This is a genomic window from Azospirillum brasilense (assembly GCF_001315015.1).
In the GTDB taxonomy this organism is placed as follows: Bacteria; Pseudomonadota; Alphaproteobacteria; order Azospirillales; family Azospirillaceae; genus Azospirillum; species Azospirillum brasilense.
Genome location: NZ_CP012914.1, coordinates 2,825,001 through 2,839,453, shown reverse-complemented (window position 1 = coordinate 2,839,453; position 14,453 = coordinate 2,825,001). Strand labels below are relative to the sequence as shown.

16 protein-coding genes (1 of these 16 only partly in view) are annotated in these 14,453 nt (G+C 68.8%); 10 read left to right on the top strand and 6 right to left on the bottom strand.

Features of this window, described 5'->3' with window-relative positions:
* The first annotated feature begins 28 nt into the window (after positions 1 to 28).
* The 5 genes from AMK58_RS13180 (at position 29) to AMK58_RS13160 (ending at position 6,025) form a co-directional block, all read left to right on the top strand.
* The gene (locus AMK58_RS13180; RefSeq protein ID WP_035670814.1) at positions 29 to 1,723 is read left to right on the top strand and encodes a catalase; all 1,695 of its coding nucleotides are present in this window, start codon (positions 29 to 31) and stop codon (positions 1,721 to 1,723) included.
* A 236-nt stretch (positions 1,724 to 1,959) separates the two neighbouring features.
* On the top strand, positions 1,960 to 2,964 hold the full coding sequence (locus AMK58_RS13175; protein ID WP_035670817.1) for a cytochrome-c peroxidase: 1,005 nt from the start codon (positions 1,960 to 1,962) through the stop codon (positions 2,962 to 2,964).
* Between the two features lie 168 nt (positions 2,965 to 3,132).
* Positions 3,133 to 4,281, top strand: coding sequence for a NapC/NirT family cytochrome c (locus AMK58_RS13170; RefSeq protein ID WP_059398976.1), 1,149 nt, complete (start codon positions 3,133 to 3,135; stop codon positions 4,279 to 4,281).
* A gap of 109 nt (positions 4,282 to 4,390) precedes the next feature.
* On the top strand, positions 4,391 to 4,654 hold the full coding sequence (locus AMK58_RS13165; protein WP_035670820.1) for a hypothetical protein: 264 nt from the start codon (positions 4,391 to 4,393) through the stop codon (positions 4,652 to 4,654).
* A gap of 123 nt (positions 4,655 to 4,777) precedes the next feature.
* Positions 4,778 to 6,025, top strand: a complete 1,248-nt coding sequence (locus AMK58_RS13160) for a BaiN/RdsA family NAD(P)/FAD-dependent oxidoreductase (protein ID WP_035670822.1) — start codon at positions 4,778 to 4,780, stop codon at positions 6,023 to 6,025.
* A gap of 116 nt (positions 6,026 to 6,141) precedes the next feature.
* On the opposite strand, the gene AMK58_RS13155 is transcribed toward AMK58_RS13160, so the two are convergent.
* Positions 6,142 to 8,313, bottom strand: coding sequence for a transglycosylase domain-containing protein (locus tag AMK58_RS13155; protein ID WP_059398975.1), 2,172 nt, complete (start codon positions 8,311 to 8,313; stop codon positions 6,142 to 6,144).
* Between the two features lie 208 nt (positions 8,314 to 8,521).
* Between AMK58_RS13155 and AMK58_RS13150 the strand changes: the two genes are divergently transcribed.
* Positions 8,522 to 8,833 (top strand): polyhydroxyalkanoic acid system family protein, encoded by a 312-nt coding sequence (locus AMK58_RS13150; protein ID WP_035670832.1) that lies wholly within the window; start codon positions 8,522 to 8,524, stop codon positions 8,831 to 8,833.
* 7 nt (positions 8,834 to 8,840) lie between these two features.
* Here the strand turns inward: AMK58_RS13150 and pspF are convergent, their stop codons facing one another.
* Complete coding sequence (pspF, locus tag AMK58_RS13145; protein WP_035670834.1) at positions 8,841 to 9,842, bottom strand: phage shock protein operon transcriptional activator; 1,002 nt, start codon at positions 9,840 to 9,842, stop codon at positions 8,841 to 8,843.
* Between the two features lie 164 nt (positions 9,843 to 10,006).
* On the opposite strand from pspF, the gene AMK58_RS30880 reads away from it, so the two are divergent.
* The 4 genes from AMK58_RS30880 to pspC all read left to right on the top strand — a co-directional run bounded on the left by AMK58_RS30880 (position 10,007) and on the right by pspC (position 11,645).
* A complete protein-coding gene (locus tag AMK58_RS30880) occupies positions 10,007 to 10,153 on the top strand; it encodes a hypothetical protein (protein WP_014239099.1) in 147 nt (48 codons plus the stop codon).
* A gap of 46 nt (positions 10,154 to 10,199) precedes the next feature.
* Positions 10,200 to 10,871: a phage shock protein PspA gene (pspA, locus tag AMK58_RS13140; RefSeq protein WP_035670837.1), complete on the top strand. Its 672-nt coding sequence runs from the start codon at positions 10,200 to 10,202 to the stop codon at positions 10,869 to 10,871.
* 99 nt (positions 10,872 to 10,970) lie between these two features.
* Positions 10,971 to 11,198, top strand: coding sequence for an envelope stress response membrane protein PspB (pspB, locus tag AMK58_RS13135; protein ID WP_014239101.1), 228 nt, complete (start codon positions 10,971 to 10,973; stop codon positions 11,196 to 11,198).
* A 45-nt stretch (positions 11,199 to 11,243) separates the two neighbouring features.
* On the top strand, positions 11,244 to 11,645 hold the full coding sequence (pspC, locus tag AMK58_RS13130) for an envelope stress response membrane protein PspC (RefSeq protein WP_035670839.1): 402 nt from the start codon (positions 11,244 to 11,246) through the stop codon (positions 11,643 to 11,645).
* 84 nt (positions 11,646 to 11,729) lie between these two features.
* Here pspC and AMK58_RS31705 read toward each other — a convergent pair whose 3' ends face one another.
* The 4 genes from AMK58_RS31705 to AMK58_RS13115 all read right to left on the bottom strand — a co-directional run.
* A complete protein-coding gene (locus AMK58_RS31705) occupies positions 11,730 to 11,852 on the bottom strand; it encodes a hypothetical protein (protein WP_014239103.1) in 123 nt (40 codons plus the stop codon).
* A 137-nt stretch (positions 11,853 to 11,989) separates the two neighbouring features.
* Entirely contained in the window at positions 11,990 to 12,517 is a 528-nt protein-coding gene (locus AMK58_RS13125; protein ID WP_059398974.1) for a hypothetical protein, read from the bottom strand.
* Between the two features lie 7 nt (positions 12,518 to 12,524).
* Positions 12,525 to 13,148: a hypothetical protein gene (locus AMK58_RS13120; protein WP_175424471.1), complete on the bottom strand. Its 624-nt coding sequence runs from the start codon at positions 13,146 to 13,148 to the stop codon at positions 12,525 to 12,527.
* A 279-nt stretch (positions 13,149 to 13,427) separates the two neighbouring features.
* Positions 13,428 to 14,453: the 3' portion of a diguanylate cyclase gene (locus tag AMK58_RS13115; RefSeq protein ID WP_035670844.1), read on the bottom strand. The gene runs 528 nt beyond the window's last position; the window shows 1,026 of its 1,554 coding nt (coding positions 529-1,554); the start codon falls outside the window, past its right edge — the gene reads right to left on this strand; its stop codon occupies positions 13,428 to 13,430.

Here is a 14,453-nt window from a genome sequence, read left to right as displayed (position 1 = left end):
GCACGGCTTGCTGTTCAGGGAGAAAGCGATGGCTGACCAATCGAAGACTCTGACCAACCGTCAGGGCCACCCGATCACCAACAACCAATCCCAGCGCACCGTGGGAGCGCGCGGCCCGGCGACGCTGGAGAACTACCAGTTCCTGGAGAAGATCTCCCACTTCGACCGCGAGCGCATTCCGGAGCGCGTGGTTCACGCCCGCGGCTTCGTCTGCTACGGGGAATTCGAGGCGACGGGCAAGATCGGCGACGAGCCGGCGTCCAAATACACCCGTGCCAAGCTGTTCGGGCAGGCCGGCAAGAAGACCCCGCTGGCCATCCGCTTCTCCACCGTCATCGGCGGGCGCGATTCGTCGGAGGTGGCCCGCGACCCGCGCGGCTTCGCGGTGAAGTTCTACACCGAGGACGGCAACTGGGATCTCGTCGGCAACAACCTGCCGGTCTTCTTCATCCGCGACGCCATCAAGTTCCCCGACGTCATCCACTCGCTGAAGCCCGATCCGGTGACCTTCCGCCAGGAGCCGAACCGCATCTTCGACTTCATGAGCCAGACGCCCGAATCCATGCACATGCTGACGCATCTGTTCAGCCCGCGCGGGATTCCGGCCAACTACCGGCACATGGAAGGCTTCGGCGTGAACACCTACAAGATGGTGAACGCCAACGGCGACACGGTGTTGGTCAAGTACCACTTCCACCCGCGCTGCGGCGTCGCCTCCCTGACGGCGGAAGAGGCGGCGAAGGTGCAGGGGCAGGATCTCGGCTCCGCCTCCAAGGACCTCTATGAGGCCATCGACCGGGGCGACCACCCGCAGTGGGATCTGTATGTCCAGGTCATGGAGGATCACGATCATCCCGAGCTTGAGTGGGACCCGCTGGACGACACCAAGGTCTGGCCGGAGTCGGACTTCCCGCTGCGCCACGTCGGCGTGATGACGCTGAACCGCAACGTCGAGGACTTCTTCAACGAGAACGAACAGATCGCCATGGGCACCGGCGTCCTGGTCGACGGGCTGGACTTCTCCGACGACAAGATGCTGGTCGGGCGGACCTTCTCCTACTCCGACACGCAGCGCTACCGGGTCGGCCCCAACTATCAGCAGTTGCCGATCAACCAAGCCAAGAACGCGGCGGTCGCCACCAACCTGTCGGGTGGGCAAATGTCCTACCAGCGCGATCTGGCCCCGGGGCAGAACCCACACGTCAATTTCGAGCCGTCCATCCACAACGGCCTGACCGAGGCCCAGCGGGAGGAGCCGAACAACCCGCCGGAGATCCACGGCCGCCTGACCCGCAGCGTGATCGAGCGCCGCAACGACTACGTCCAGCCGCGCGCCCGCTACTGCACCATGATGGACTGGGAGCGCGACGATCTGGTCCTGAACATGGGCACCCTGCTCGGCCAGTGCGAACGCGACGTCCAGGAGCGGATGCTCTGGCACTTCTTCCTGATCCATGACGACTACGGCAGCCGGGTGGCCGGCATGCTGGGCATGACCGCCGCCGACGTCGCCGGCTTGGCCTCCCTGCCCAAGCAGGTGCTGACCGACGAGGACCAGAAGCGGCTGAAGGCGCTGGGCAGGAACGGCGACACCATCGACCCGAAGGCCTGGGGCCAGTGGACCGGCTCCGTGAAGGTCCACCGCGCCACGGCGGACGAGGTGGTGAAGGGCATGCCGTCCGGCGCGCAAGGCGGCATGGCCAGCCAAGCCGCTGCCGATTAGGCACAACCTAAGATCATCAATCGGTTGACGTCCCGATGGGGCGGCGGGTTGTCCCGCCGCCCCTTTTTCATGCCCGCACCGATGACTGTTTTGAGTAGTCACAATTCGTGTACGGACATGCGGCAAGTTGCCGCGCGACACGCCTGTCACTGGTATCACCAGAGCGGGGCGTGCCACTGTCATTTTGCATCAAGGCATTAGCCAAAATATTAGAACTTCGATAAGGGAGAAGTGCGATGTCCATGCGTGCTGCCGTGTCGTTCGCGGCCATGCTGGCGGCCTCCGTCGCCACCTTCGGCGTGCCGGCGTTCGCCGCCGACGAACCGATTTCGCCGATCGAGCCGGCGAAGGTCACCAATCCCGGATTGGTTGAACTTGGCAAGAAGCTGTACTTCGATCCCCGGCTGTCCAAGTCCGGCTTCATCTCCTGCAACTCGTGCCACAACCTGTCCATGGGCGGCACCGACAACCTGAAGACCTCCGTCGGCCACAACTGGCAGCAGGGCCCGATCAACTCGCCGACCGTTCTGAACTCCAGCCTGAACGTGGCGCAGTTCTGGGACGGCCGCGCCCTGACGTTGCAGGAGCAGGCCGGCGGCCCGATCGCCAACCCCGGCGAGATGGGCTCCACCCACGCCCTGGCGGTCGAGGTGCTGCGCTCCATCCCCGAATACCAGAAGGAATTCGCCGAGGTCTTCGGTGAAACCACGATCACCATCGAGGAAGTGACCAAGGCCATCGCCGCCTTCGAGGAGACGCTGGTCACGCCGAACTCCCGCTTCGATCAGTGGCTGAAGGGCGACAAGAAGGCCCTCACCACCGTCGAGCTGGAAGGCTACGAGCTGTTCAAGGACTCGGGCTGCACCGCCTGCCACAACGGTTCGGCCGTCGGCGGCAACACCTTCCAGAAGATGGGCGTCGTCGAGCCCTACAAGACCAACAACCCCGCCGAGGGCCGCATCGCGGTGACCAAGGAGGAGGCCGACCGCTTCAACTTCAAGGTTCCGACGCTGCGCAACGTCGCGCTGACCTACCCCTACTTCCACGACGGCGAGGCCGCGACGCTGTCCGACGCCGTGGACGTCATGGGCCGCATCCAGTTGGGCAAGAAGTTCTCGCCCGACGAGAACGCCAAGATCGTCGCCTTCCTGAAGACGCTGACCGGTGACCAGCCGAGCTTCGCTCTGCCGATCCTGCCGCCGTCCACGGACAAGACGCCGAAGCCGCATCCCTTCGACTGACGGGTTGGGGGGTATTCCCTCTCCCCTCCGGGGAGAGGGTTAGGGTGAGGGGGGTGCGCTTGTGCCGGACGTGCCGGAAACGCGCAACCCCCTCACCGCCCGCTTCGCGGGCACCCTCTCCCCGGAGGGGAGAGGGTTGAGGATTGCCAGAGTGTCCAGGGTATCGACATGCGGTGGGGATGGAAGACGGCGGGCGGCTTCGGGGCGCTCGCGCTGGCCGGTCTGGTGGGCGTCGTCGTGGGGGTGGTCGGCTGGGGCGGCTTCAACACCGCGATGGAAGCGACCAACAGCCTGGAGTTCTGCATCTCCTGCCACGAGATGCGCGACAACGTGTATGTCGAGTACAAGTCCTCGCCGCACTACCAGAACGCCTCGGGCGTAAGGGCGACCTGCGCCGACTGCCACGTCCCGCGCGACTGGACGCACAAGGTGATCCGCAAGGTGCAGGCCTCCGGCGAGCTGTACCACTGGCTCATCGGCTCCATCGACACCAAGGAGAAGTTCGAGGCCAAGCGCCACACGCTGGCGCGCCGCGAATGGGACCGCATGCGCGCCACCGACAGCCAGGAATGCCGCAACTGCCATTCCTTCGGCGCCATGGACTTCCACAAGCAGACGCCGAAGGCGGCCAGCGCCATGGAAGGGGCGGAGAAGGCCGGCAAGACCTGCATCGACTGCCATAAGGGCATCGCCCACAGCTTCCCCGACGTCACCGCCGGCCATCGCCAACTCTTCGCCGGCCTGTCGGATCAGGCGAAGGCGCTGGCCCTCAAGCCCGGCGACACCGCCTACGCCCTGACCAGCCTCGCTTTGTACGGCGCGCCGCCGACCCCTGGGAGCGCCGGGGACGGCGAGATCGCCGCGGCGACCCCGGTCAAGGTCCTGGCGGCGGAGGGCGACGCCCTGAAGGTGGAGATCACCGGCTGGCAGCGCGGCAGCTCCACCCAGACGCTCTACGCCCAGCCGGGCAAGCGCATCACCACGGTCAAGCTGAACGCGGCGGTGGCGGGCCAGACGGCTGCGCTGCGCACCGTCACCGATCCCGAGACCGAACAGGAATGGACGGAGGTCCGCCTGACCGCCTGGACCGGGGCCGGCGGTTATGTGGCGACGCTCGGCGCGCTGTGGGACTACGGGGCGCGGGTCTACGACGCCAACTGCTCGCTCTGCCACACGCTGCACCCGCCGGCCGACTTCGACGCGAACGCCTGGATCGGAAAGATGAACGCCATGAAGCGGCTGACCCGGCTGAACGAGGAGGAGGGCCGCCTGCTGCTGACCTATCTGCAGAGCCATGCAAAGGACGGCGCGCGATGATCGCTGCGGCGAGAACCCGAAGCTGCTAAGAGGGGTTTTCTACCACGGGCCGGCAATGAACGCGCCGCGCCCGACGGCAGACGACCACTTGAGAAAGAGGACCCCCGCGATGTCGACTCTGCACAAACAAGCTATGGAAGCGGTGCTTCAGGCCGCCTCTCACGACATCGTCGGCACGCTCCAGGAGCGTGGCGTCACCGACAAGCACAGCGAGGAGGGCGACCTCGCCGTTCTCGACGTCGCGATCCTGCACGCCTACCGCATCTTCATGCGGATCTGCGAGGAAAACGGGCTGGAGGTGGACGCGGGCTATTTCGCCGACATGGCCAACGACCTTGCCGACGAGGTGGCCCAGGAGGACGACGCGGACTGATCCGGTCCCGCGCCGCCGATTCCCGCTTCTTGAGTGCCCCGGTCCCGTCCGACGCTGCCTTTTCCTTTGGCGAAGGCGGTGCGGACGGGACCGGTCGACATCCTTCACCCCTCGGGGGACCCGATGACCGACGCCCCTGACACTGTTTCTTCTCCCGATGCCTTTTCTCCCGATGTTGCGATCATCGGCGCCGGCCCGGCCGGGCTGATGGCGGCGGAGGTCATCGCCGCGGCGGGCCGCTCGGTCGCCGTCTATGAACGGATGCCCACCCCGGCGCGCAAGCTGCTGCTGGCCGGGCGCGGCGGGCTGAACCTGACCCATTCCGAAGCGCTGGACGCCTTCACCGCCCGCTACGGCACGCAAGCCCCCCTGTTCGCCGAGCTGCTGGCCGGCTTCTCCCCGGCGGACCTGTGCGATTGGGCGGCGGGGCTCGGGATCGAGACCTTCGTCGGCTCCAGCGGGCGCGTCTTTCCGGTGCAGATGAAGGCCTCCACCCTGGTCCGCGCGTGGCTGCGCCGGCTGGAGGGGCTGGGCGTCACCCTGCACACCCGCCACCGCTGGCTCGGTTGGGACGCGTCCGGCGCGCTGCGCGTCCAGCGCGGCGACGGCAGCGAGACCACCGTCGCCCCGCGCGCCACCCTGCTGGCGCTGGGCGGGGCGAGCTGGCCGCGCACCGGCTCCGACGGCGTCTGGACGGAGCTTCTCGCCGCGCGCGGGGTGGACATCGCGCCGTTGCGCCCGTCCAACATGGGCTTCGAGGTGCCCTGGTCCGATCACCTGCGCGAACGCTTCGCCGGCCAGCCGGTCAAGAGCGTCGGCCTCGCCTTCGGCGACCGCCGGCTGAAGGGCGAGTTCGTCATCACCGAGACCGGCATCGAGGGCGGCGCCGTCTACGCGCTGAGCGCCCCTTTGCGCGACGCCATCGAGCGCGAGGGTTGGGCCGCCCTAACCATCGACCTGATGCCGGACCTGCCGGAGTCGGCGATCGCCAAACGGCTGCGCCGCCGCGGCGCGGAGTCGCTGTCCACCTTCCTGAAGAAGTCTCTGTCGCTGACCGGCCCGCGCGCCGCCCTGCTGCGCGAATTCACTCCGGCGTCGGAGCTGTCCGACCCGGCGGCGCTGGCCCGCCAGATCAAGGGCCTGTCGATGGTGCTGACCGGGGTGCGGCCCATCGAGCGCGCCATCTCCACCGCCGGCGGCGTCCGGCTGGGGGAGCTGGACGATTCTCTGATGCTGACCCGCTTGCCGGGGACCTTCGTCGCCGGGGAGATGCTGGATTGGGAGGCGCCGACCGGCGGCTACCTCCTCCAGGGCTGCTTCGCCATGGGCGCGCGGGTGGGGAAGGGCGTGCTGGGGTATCTGGGGGGCTGAGTCGTTGCCGAAGTTGCCCCCTCCCTAACCCTCCCCCGCTTCGCAGGGGAGGGGACTGAATCTCCCTCCCCTGCGACAGCGGGGGAGGGCCGGGGTGGGGGCAATGCGCTCCCCCGTCACCGCACCGGATTGCCGTAGTCGTACTGCACCTGCGGCGCGCTGCCCTTGCCGGTCAGGCTTTCGATCAGCGAGCCGATGCCGCCTGCCACGCCGCCCGACGACCCGCGCGCGGGTGCCGCCGCCGGGGTGGCGCGGGCGGGCTCCGCGATGCCGGACGCGACATAGGCGGGGGCGCCCTCCATCCCCGGCAGGGGGCGGGGCGGGCGTCCGGCGTGGGCGTCCAGCATGAAGCCCTGCCACAGCTTGGCCGGCAGCGAGCCGCCGGTGACCCGCTTCATCTCGGCGTTGTTGTCGTTGCCCAGCCACACCCCGGCCACGAGGTCGGCGGTGAAGCCGACGAACCAGGCGTCGCGGTAATCCTGGGTGGTGCCCGACTTGGCCGCCGCCGGGCGGTCGAGCTTCGCCGACTTGCCGGTGCCGTACTCGATGACGCCGGTCATCATGCGGGTGAGCTGCACCGCGTGCGCCGGGTCGACCACCGGGGCGGAGCCGCCGGCCTGCCGCCGGTACAGGAGGTTGCCGTCGCGGTCCCTGATCTCGGTGATGGCGTAGGGCCAGACCGGGGCGCCGCGGTTGGCGATGCCGGCGTAGCCGCGGGTCAGCTCCAGCAGGTTGACCTCGCTGGTGCCGAGCGCCAGCGACAGGTCCTTGCCCAGCGGCGAGTTGATGCCCAGACCCGCCGCCACCCGGCGCACCCGCTCCACCCCGATGCGGTCGATGATGCGCACGGTCGCGGTGTTGGACGAATGGGCCAGCGCGTTGGCCATGGTGATGGTGCCGCGGAACTTGCCGTCGTAGTTGCCGGGGCTCCAGGTGCCGATGCGGACCGGGGCGTCCTCGACCGGGCTGTCGGGCGACCAGCCGGCCTCCAGCGCCGCCAGATAGACGAAGGGCTTGAAGGCAGAACCGGGCTGGCGCATCGCCTGGGTGGCGCGGTTGAACTCGCTGTTGTCGTAGTCCCGCCCGCCGACCAGGGCGCGCACCGCGCCGTCGGTGGTCATGGCGACCAGGGCGCCCTGGCGGGCGTTGGCGGCGGCACCGGGGCCGGACAGGATCTCCTCCAGCCGCTGCTCCGCCGCGCGCTGCAGCTTGAGGTCCAGCGTCGTGCGGACCACCACGTCGCCGTGGCCGGAGCCGACGAAGGCCGAGACCAGCTCCGTCACCCAATCGGCGAAATAGCGGCCGTCGCCGCCCGGCTTGCGCTTGGTCGACGGCGGGGCGTTGCGCGCTGCCTCCAGCTCCGGCGCGGTGATGAAGCCGGCGTCCACCATGGCGCCCATCACGACGCGCGACCGCTCCGCCGCCTCGTCCGGGTTGGAGGATGGGGCGTAGCGCGAGGGCGCCTTCAGCAGGCCGGCGATGATCGCCGATTCCCGCAGGTCGAGCTGGGTCGCCGGCTTGCCGAAATAGGTGCGCGCCGCCGCGTCCACGCCGAAGGTGCCCGCCCCCAGATAGACGCGGTTCAGATAGGCGGTGAGGATCTGGTCCTTGGTGAAGCGGTGCTCCAGCCACAGCGCCAGCATGGCTTCCTGGATCTTGCGCTTCAGCGACTTCTCGGGCGTCAGAAAGAGGTTCTTGGCGAGCTGCTGGGTGATGGTGGAGCCGCCCTGCGCCGAGCGCCCGGACCGCCAGTTGACGTAGAGCGCGCGGCCCAGACCGATGGGATCGACGCCGAAATGCGAATAGAAGCGCCGGTCCTCGATGGCCAGCACGGCGTTGATGAGATGCGGCGGCAGGTCGCGCACGCCCAGCGTCGTGCCGTGCAGGTCGCCGAAGCGCGCAAACTCTGCTCCGTCAGCCGCCAGCACGGTGACCGAGGCGCGCCGTTCGAACTGCGCCACCTTGGAGATGTCCGGCAGGTCCAGCGCGAACCAGGCCAGCACCGCCCCCAGCGCGATGCCGCACCACACCCCGGCGACCATCCCGGCATAGACCAGCGTGCCGAGGATCGTCCGCCGCCCGCCGCCGCCTCTGGCCGGTTTCGGAGCGGCTTTCCGTGGCGGGGGAGCGGGCTTGCGCGGCTTCTCGGCCTTGGGTTTCTCGGGCTTGGCGGGCTTTTCCGGCTTGGGCGCGCGTTTGGGCAGGCGCGGGCGCAACGCCGGTTCCTCGCCCCGCGTCTGGATGGGGCGCGGCCCCGCAAAGAGTTCGCCCGGTCGATCGTTGCTCACGGCGCGGTCGCGGCCCCCAAGAAATCCATGCCCGATGTAATCTGTGATGGAAAGCTATACGCCGCCGCCCCGTTGCGACGAAAGAGCGCCCTCGAAAGAGATAAGATTTGTCTTAGCACCGTTGCAGATGGATGACGGGGGTGGAAGAAAAGCCGCCGCGGACTGTTGTTTGCCATGAATAAGCGTTGACGCAGCGGAGAGCCTGTTCATGTCGAAGCCCCTGACCGTTTCCATTCCCCACAAGCTCGGCCGGGACGAGGCGAAGCGACGCGTGGCGGAGGGGGTGGGGCAGGCCCGCTCCCACCTCGCCGCGGTCGCCAGCAGCATGGACGACCATTGGACCGACGACCGCGTGGATTTCCGCGTGGTGGCGATGGCCCAGACCGTCACCGGCTTCATCGACGTGCAGGACGACAACGTCACCGTGGAGGTGCAGCTTCCCTGGGCGCTCGGCCTGCTGGCCAACAAGGTCAAGGACCGGCTGCAGAGCAAGGGCACGCTGCTGCTGGAGAAGAAATAGCCGCTCCCTACGCGGGCTTGCCGATCAGCCCGTGCTTCTTCAGCAGCCCGCGAAGCTGGTGGTAGCCGAGCCCCAGCGCCTCGGCGGTCTGGCGCTGGTTGAAGCGGTGGCGCTCCAGCGCCGTTTCCAGCAAGCCGGACTCGAAGCGCCGCACCTGCTCCTGGAAGTCTCTGGCGGCAACGGGCGGCGGCGCCTCCGCGACCGGTGACGGGGCGGACACCGCCGGCGCGGCCGGCCGCCAGGCGGAGGCGAAGGGGTCGAGCAGGATTTCCTCCACCAGCCCCTCCGGGTCGGACGCGGCGACGGAGCGCTCCACCGCGTTGCGCAGCTCGCGCACGTTGCCCGGCCAGCCATGGTCCAGAAGCTGCTCCAGCGCCCGCGGGGCGAAGCCGGGGAACAGCGCCCGCTCCAACTCCCGCACCATGCCCAGCGCGAAATGCTCGGCGAGCACGGGGATGTCCTCGCGCCGGGCGCGCAGCGGCGGCAGGGTCACCACGTCGAAGGCCAGCCGGTCCAGCAGGTCGGCGCGGAACCGCCCGGTCTCGGCGAGCGTCGGCAGGTCGGCGTTGGTCGCCCCGATCACCCGCACATCGACGGTCTGGGTCCGCCCGCCGACCCGCTCGATCTCGCCATACTCCACGGCGCGCAGCAGCTTTTCCTGAACGGCGGCGCTGGCCGTGGCGATCTCGTCCAGGAACAACGTGCCGCCGTCGGCCTGCTCCACCCGCCCGATCTGCCGCCGGATCGCCCCGGTGAAGGCCCCGGCCTCGTGCCCGAACAGCTCGGAATCGAGAAGGCTCTCGGTCAGCGCGGCGCAGTTCACCTTCACGAAAGGGCGGTCCCAGCGGCGGGACAGATAGTGCAGACGGGCGGCTATCAACTCCTTGCCGGTTCCACGCTCCCCGATGACCAGCAGGGGACGCTCCAGCGGCGCCACGCGGGAGACGTGGGTGAGGACCGCGTGGAAGGCCGGGGATTCCCCGAGCAGAGAGGGCGGATTGGGCTGCATGGTCAAAAGGACGAAGAGTTGGCGAATTTCTTCATACTATCGCGGAAAGGGCGACGACCCAAGCCCGGCCGCCGTCCGCCCGCTTCAGAAAATCCAAGGCTTTGCGGGAATTTCCGGCTTTGGCACGGCCATTGCGAAGAAGGGGACCAAACAAGGAGACCCGCATGAGCCACTACAGCGACTACCACCGCCGCTACACCCGCGAGGCCCGTCCGCTGGCCGCGCGCATCCGGACCTACCTGACCAGCCGCCCCACCGAGAGCTGGGCGTTCTTCGCCGCCGGCCTGCTGATCGCCACGATCCTCGGCTGACGTAACCAACGCCCGACCCAAAGCGACCAAGAACGGACACATCCCCATGAGCATCTTTTCGCGCCTGACCGACATCGTGCAGTCCAACCTCAACTCCCTGCTCGACCGCGCGGAGGACCCGGAGAAGCTGATCCGTCTGATCATCCAGGAGATGGAGGACACGCTGGTCGAGGTGCGCTCCTCCACGGTGAAGATCATCGCCGAGCGCAAGGAGATCGAGCGCCGCATCGCCGACCTGCACCGCGAGCGCGACTCCTGGGACCGCAAGGCCGAGACCGCGCTGACCCACGACCGCGAGGACCTCGCCAAGCAGGCGCTGCTGGCCAAGTCGCGCGCCGCCGAGGAGGCCGACGTCCTGACCGCCCAGCTCGCCCAGGTCGAGGAGGCCCTGTCCAAGTCCAACGAGGACATCGGCCGCCTCCAGGCCAAGCTGACCGACGCCAAGAACCGCGAGAAGGCACTGGTCGCCCGCACCAAGACGGCGGCCAACCGCGTGCGTGTCCGCTCCACCCTGCACGACGAGCGGATCAACGACGCCTTCTCCCGCTTCGAGCAGGTGGAGCGCAACCTCGACGAGCTGGAGGGCCGCGTGGAGGCCTACGACGTGGGCCGCACCAAGACGCTGACCGAGGAGATCGCGGAGCTGGAGGCCGACAAGAAGGTCCAGGACGAGCTGGCCGCGCTGAAGGCCCGCGTCGCCGCGCGCCGGGGAAGCTGATCCCACACCGGCGTCGACACCGACGCGGGCGCTGAGTCCCCTCTCCCGCCGCTTCGCGGGGGAGGGGTTTCCCTGAACAACAAGAAAGGCCGTCCCCCGATGAGCGGTTTCAGCTTCGTCCTCGCGGCGCTCTTCATGACCGTGGTGGCACCGCTTTGGATCATCTTCCACTACATCACCAAATGGCGTGGGCAGCGCGGTCTGTCGGCCCAGGACGAGCAGCTTCTGGCCGAGCTGTGGGACATCTCGAACCGCCTGGAAGGCCGCATCCACGCGCTGGAACGGGTGCTCGACGCGGAGTCGCCCAATTGGCGCGACAAGCTGTGAGCCGGCCGCATTCCGCACTCATTCCGACCTGACGGGAGCCCGACGATGGACCGTTCTTCGCCCTACGACTCGCCCAACCCGCACCGGCTCTACCGCGATCCGCAGCGTGGCGTGGTGGGGGGCGTGTGCGCCGGCATCGCCGATTATTTCGGGTTCCGGCCCGGATTGGTGCGGCTGGCCCTGGTGCTGGGCTTGTTCTTCTTCATGCCGCCGGTGATTCTCGCCTACGTGCTCGCGGTGCTGATCCTGCCGGTCAAGCCGCCGGCGGTCTACCGCAACCCGGAGGAGGAGGCCTTCTGGCGCGGCGTGTCGATCAAGCCCGACCGCACCCTGGCCGGCTTGACGCAACGCTTCCGTGATTTTGAAAAGCGCGTGGGAAACCTGGAAGCGCACGTGGCTTCCAAAGAGTACGAACTCAACCGCGCGATCCGGAATCTGGACCGCTGACGGCAGCCCCGGAGCGTCTCCGGGGCCGAGCCGCCGCCTGACCGCAGCGCCGTGAACCGCACCGAATGGCGCGGCGCCGGGTGGTCAGCGCCGACGGCGGTTCCGGCTGCGCACGCGCACCGGCTTCATGGCCGGGCGGGCGGCAGCGAGGCCGGCGAGGGCCGCAGCCATCGCTCCAACGAGCACGACCAGATCGAGATCCATCATGACTCCTCCGCTTGACCCGAGCAGAATGACGCAACTGTGAAGGACATGGTAGCGAAAAGAGGTGACAGCAACCGTCCGTCCGGCAGATGACCACCGCCGGGGCTCCCCCAAACGGGGAAGCCTATCCGTCCGTGTCGTCAATCGAGGTAAGGCTTCACCGAAAGAACGGAGAAGCCCTTGTGCTCGGGATAGCGGGCGTTGGTCTTCTCCCGCGCCTTCGTCTCGTCCAGTCCCCAGACCAGAAAGCGACGGCCCCTCTTCCAGCGCTCCAGGGCCGTCTTCTCCAGGCCGCCGGTGACGCGCGTGCCATAGCCGGCGTGAGCCACCGTCACCACCCATCCGGCATCCGCCGGGGTCCGCCGGTCATCGAGGACATAGACCCGCCGGTCTGCCGCGCCCGCCGCCGCCAGACGCTGCTCCAGATCCTCGCAGGCCAGGTCGATGGGTGCCTTGCGACGCCGCGCCGTGCGCAGCTCCCGCGCTTGGTCCAGCGTGGCGCGGGCGAGGCGTTTGAGGCGCTCCACCTGGGCCTGCCGGCGGGCTGCGGCGCTGGCGATGCGCTCCTCCGCCGTCCGGAGCTGCCGCCGTGCCGACAGGAGCGAGACCGCCAGCGTCGCCACGCCGACCAGCGCGGAGAAGAGATATGGGAGCGATGGGTGACCCACGGCGTCCTCAGCTTGCTTTTGCCAGGGGAAGAGCGTCGTCCGAGCCGGAACCGCCGTGGCCGGCTCCCGCCCCGCCGGCCGTGATCGGAGAGCCTTGCGGCGCCTCCTGAATCCTCAGCACCACATAGCCGAAGGCGGGCGGATAGCGCCGTTCGATCTCGGTGCGGGCCACCGGCATGGTACGCGCCCACACTTCGACCGTCTGCGGTTTCGCCCAGCCGGAGTCGATGAAGGCGTGGTGCGCCTGCTGGTTGGCGCCGCTGCCGATGTATTTGTTCGCGACCTGCGCGATGTAGCAGGGGGTGCCGGCGACCTCCTCGCCGATCAGCCGCAGTAAGTCGTCGCCGCGGTGCTGAAGGTCGCGCAGGCGCCGCTCCAGCGCCTGACGGCGGCGCAGAGCCTCGCTGACCTCTTCTTCGGCTTTGCGCAGGTCGGCGACGCGCTGCGTCCTGCGCGCTTCGAACCCGGCTTCCAGCTTGGCGCGGCGGGCGATGATGTCGCGCAGGTTGCCGGTGCCGAGCCGCCGCTCGATCGCGCGCTCGCCCAGCAGAACCGCCGCCTTGCCGATGCCGAACCCCAACCCGGCCAAGGCAAGCGCCAGGAACAGCGCCTGACCATAATCGTTCCACATGGCTGAGACCCTGAGCCCCCGGAGAAGTACCGCAGCGGGATCGGCTTGGAGTCCGCTCACCGCTTTCGCCGTCTCATGGTGTCGAGAACGGATGAGCGGTAATCCACGCCTCCAGATCCTGCAACGCCGAAGTGCAGGGCGGCTGAAGTTTGCAAACTTTGTTCAAGGTCGGGGAATTTTCTGTACGAGGGCTGGTTGCGGCCGACATGAGAACCGCAAGCAGACGGTTCCTTTGTTGCGAACCGCGCTCGGCTTCGCACCCGGTATCGCGGCGGCGGATCAGGAAGCGGCCGGCGTCTTCGGCTCGTCGGCCACGCACACGCGGTCCCGTCCGGCCAGCTTGGCCTCGTAGAGCGCGGCGTCTGCGCGGCGCAGGGTCAGTTCGATGGAGGCCTCCGCCGTGTTCCACTCGGCCACGCCCAGGCTGGCGGTGATGGGGATGGCCCGGCCGTCGGTCACCACCGGGCTTCCGGCGATGGCGGCGCGCACCCGCTCGGCCACGATGCGCGCCCCGGCGAGGTCGGTCTCGGGCAGCAGGGCGACGAACTCCTCCCCGCCGAAGCGGGCGAGTTGGTCGGAGGTGCGCAGGGCCTCGCGGGCGCGGACCACCACCGTGCGCAGCGCCTCGTCTCCGGCGGCGTGGCCGTGGCCGTCGTTGACCGCCTTGAAATTGTCGAGGTCGAGCAGGATGACGCTCAGCCGCCGCCCGTGCCGATGCGCCCGTCCCAGCTCCGCCGCGGCGAGGTCCAGGAAATGCCGGCGGTTCCACACGGCGGTCAGCGGATCGACGGTGGCCAGCCGCTCCAACTTGGCGTTCGCCGCCTCCAGCGCGCGGGTGCGTTCGGCGACGCGGGCCTCCAGCGTCTCGTTGGCCTCGCGCAGCCGCTCATACAGGCTGACATTGGCGAAGCTGAGGGCGATCTTGGAGGCAAACACCTCGACCAGCCCGCGGTCCACCTCGTCCAGAGGCCGGTCGGTGTGAATCCACGCCGCCACCTCGTGCCCGTCCGGCACGCGGATGAACAGGGTCGTCTCGTTGGCGCCGTAATGGCTGCGGCGGCTGCGGAAGGCATCGGTGATGCGATCGGCGAGGGCCGGCGGGATCACCGCTCCGGTCGGCGACGCGGTCTGCCCAGCCGCCTCGGCGTAGCAGCCAGCCCCGGCCAGCACGTAGAAGGCGCCGTCGGGCAGCGGCCGGCCGGTGGCGCCGCGCTGGGCGCACAGGATGGCGTCGGGCTTCACCCGCAGGAAGGCGGACAGCTGGGTCAGCACCCCGGCCGCGAACTGCTGCATGCAGCGCAGCTC

Excerpts from the sequence above, each read along its gene's own strand:
- AMK58_RS13180 (WP_035670814.1), top strand. The coding sequence starts at position 29 with ATGGCTGACCAATCGAAGACTCTGACCAACCGTCAGGGCCACCCGATC.
- AMK58_RS13175 (WP_035670817.1), top strand. The coding sequence starts at position 1,960 with ATGTCCATGCGTGCTGCCGTGTCGTTCGCGGCCATGCTGGCGGCCTCC.
- AMK58_RS13170 (WP_059398976.1), top strand. The coding sequence starts at position 3,133 with ATGCGGTGGGGATGGAAGACGGCGGGCGGCTTCGGGGCGCTCGCGCTG.
- AMK58_RS13165 (WP_035670820.1), top strand. The coding sequence starts at position 4,391 with ATGTCGACTCTGCACAAACAAGCTATGGAAGCGGTGCTTCAGGCCGCC.
- AMK58_RS13160 (WP_035670822.1), top strand. The coding sequence starts at position 4,778 with ATGACCGACGCCCCTGACACTGTTTCTTCTCCCGATGCCTTTTCTCCC.
- AMK58_RS13150 (WP_035670832.1), top strand. The coding sequence starts at position 8,522 with ATGTCGAAGCCCCTGACCGTTTCCATTCCCCACAAGCTCGGCCGGGAC.
- pspF (WP_035670834.1), bottom strand. The coding sequence starts at position 9,842 with ATGCAGCCCAATCCGCCCTCTCTGCTCGGGGAATCCCCGGCCTTCCAC.
- AMK58_RS30880 (WP_014239099.1), top strand. The coding sequence starts at position 10,007 with ATGAGCCACTACAGCGACTACCACCGCCGCTACACCCGCGAGGCCCGT.
- pspA (WP_035670837.1), top strand. The coding sequence starts at position 10,200 with ATGAGCATCTTTTCGCGCCTGACCGACATCGTGCAGTCCAACCTCAAC.
- pspB (WP_014239101.1), top strand. The coding sequence starts at position 10,971 with ATGAGCGGTTTCAGCTTCGTCCTCGCGGCGCTCTTCATGACCGTGGTG.
- pspC (WP_035670839.1), top strand. The coding sequence starts at position 11,244 with ATGGACCGTTCTTCGCCCTACGACTCGCCCAACCCGCACCGGCTCTAC.
- AMK58_RS31705 (WP_014239103.1), bottom strand. The coding sequence starts at position 11,852 with ATGATGGATCTCGATCTGGTCGTGCTCGTTGGAGCGATGGCTGCGGCC.
- AMK58_RS13120 (WP_175424471.1), bottom strand. The coding sequence starts at position 13,148 with ATGTGGAACGATTATGGTCAGGCGCTGTTCCTGGCGCTTGCCTTGGCC.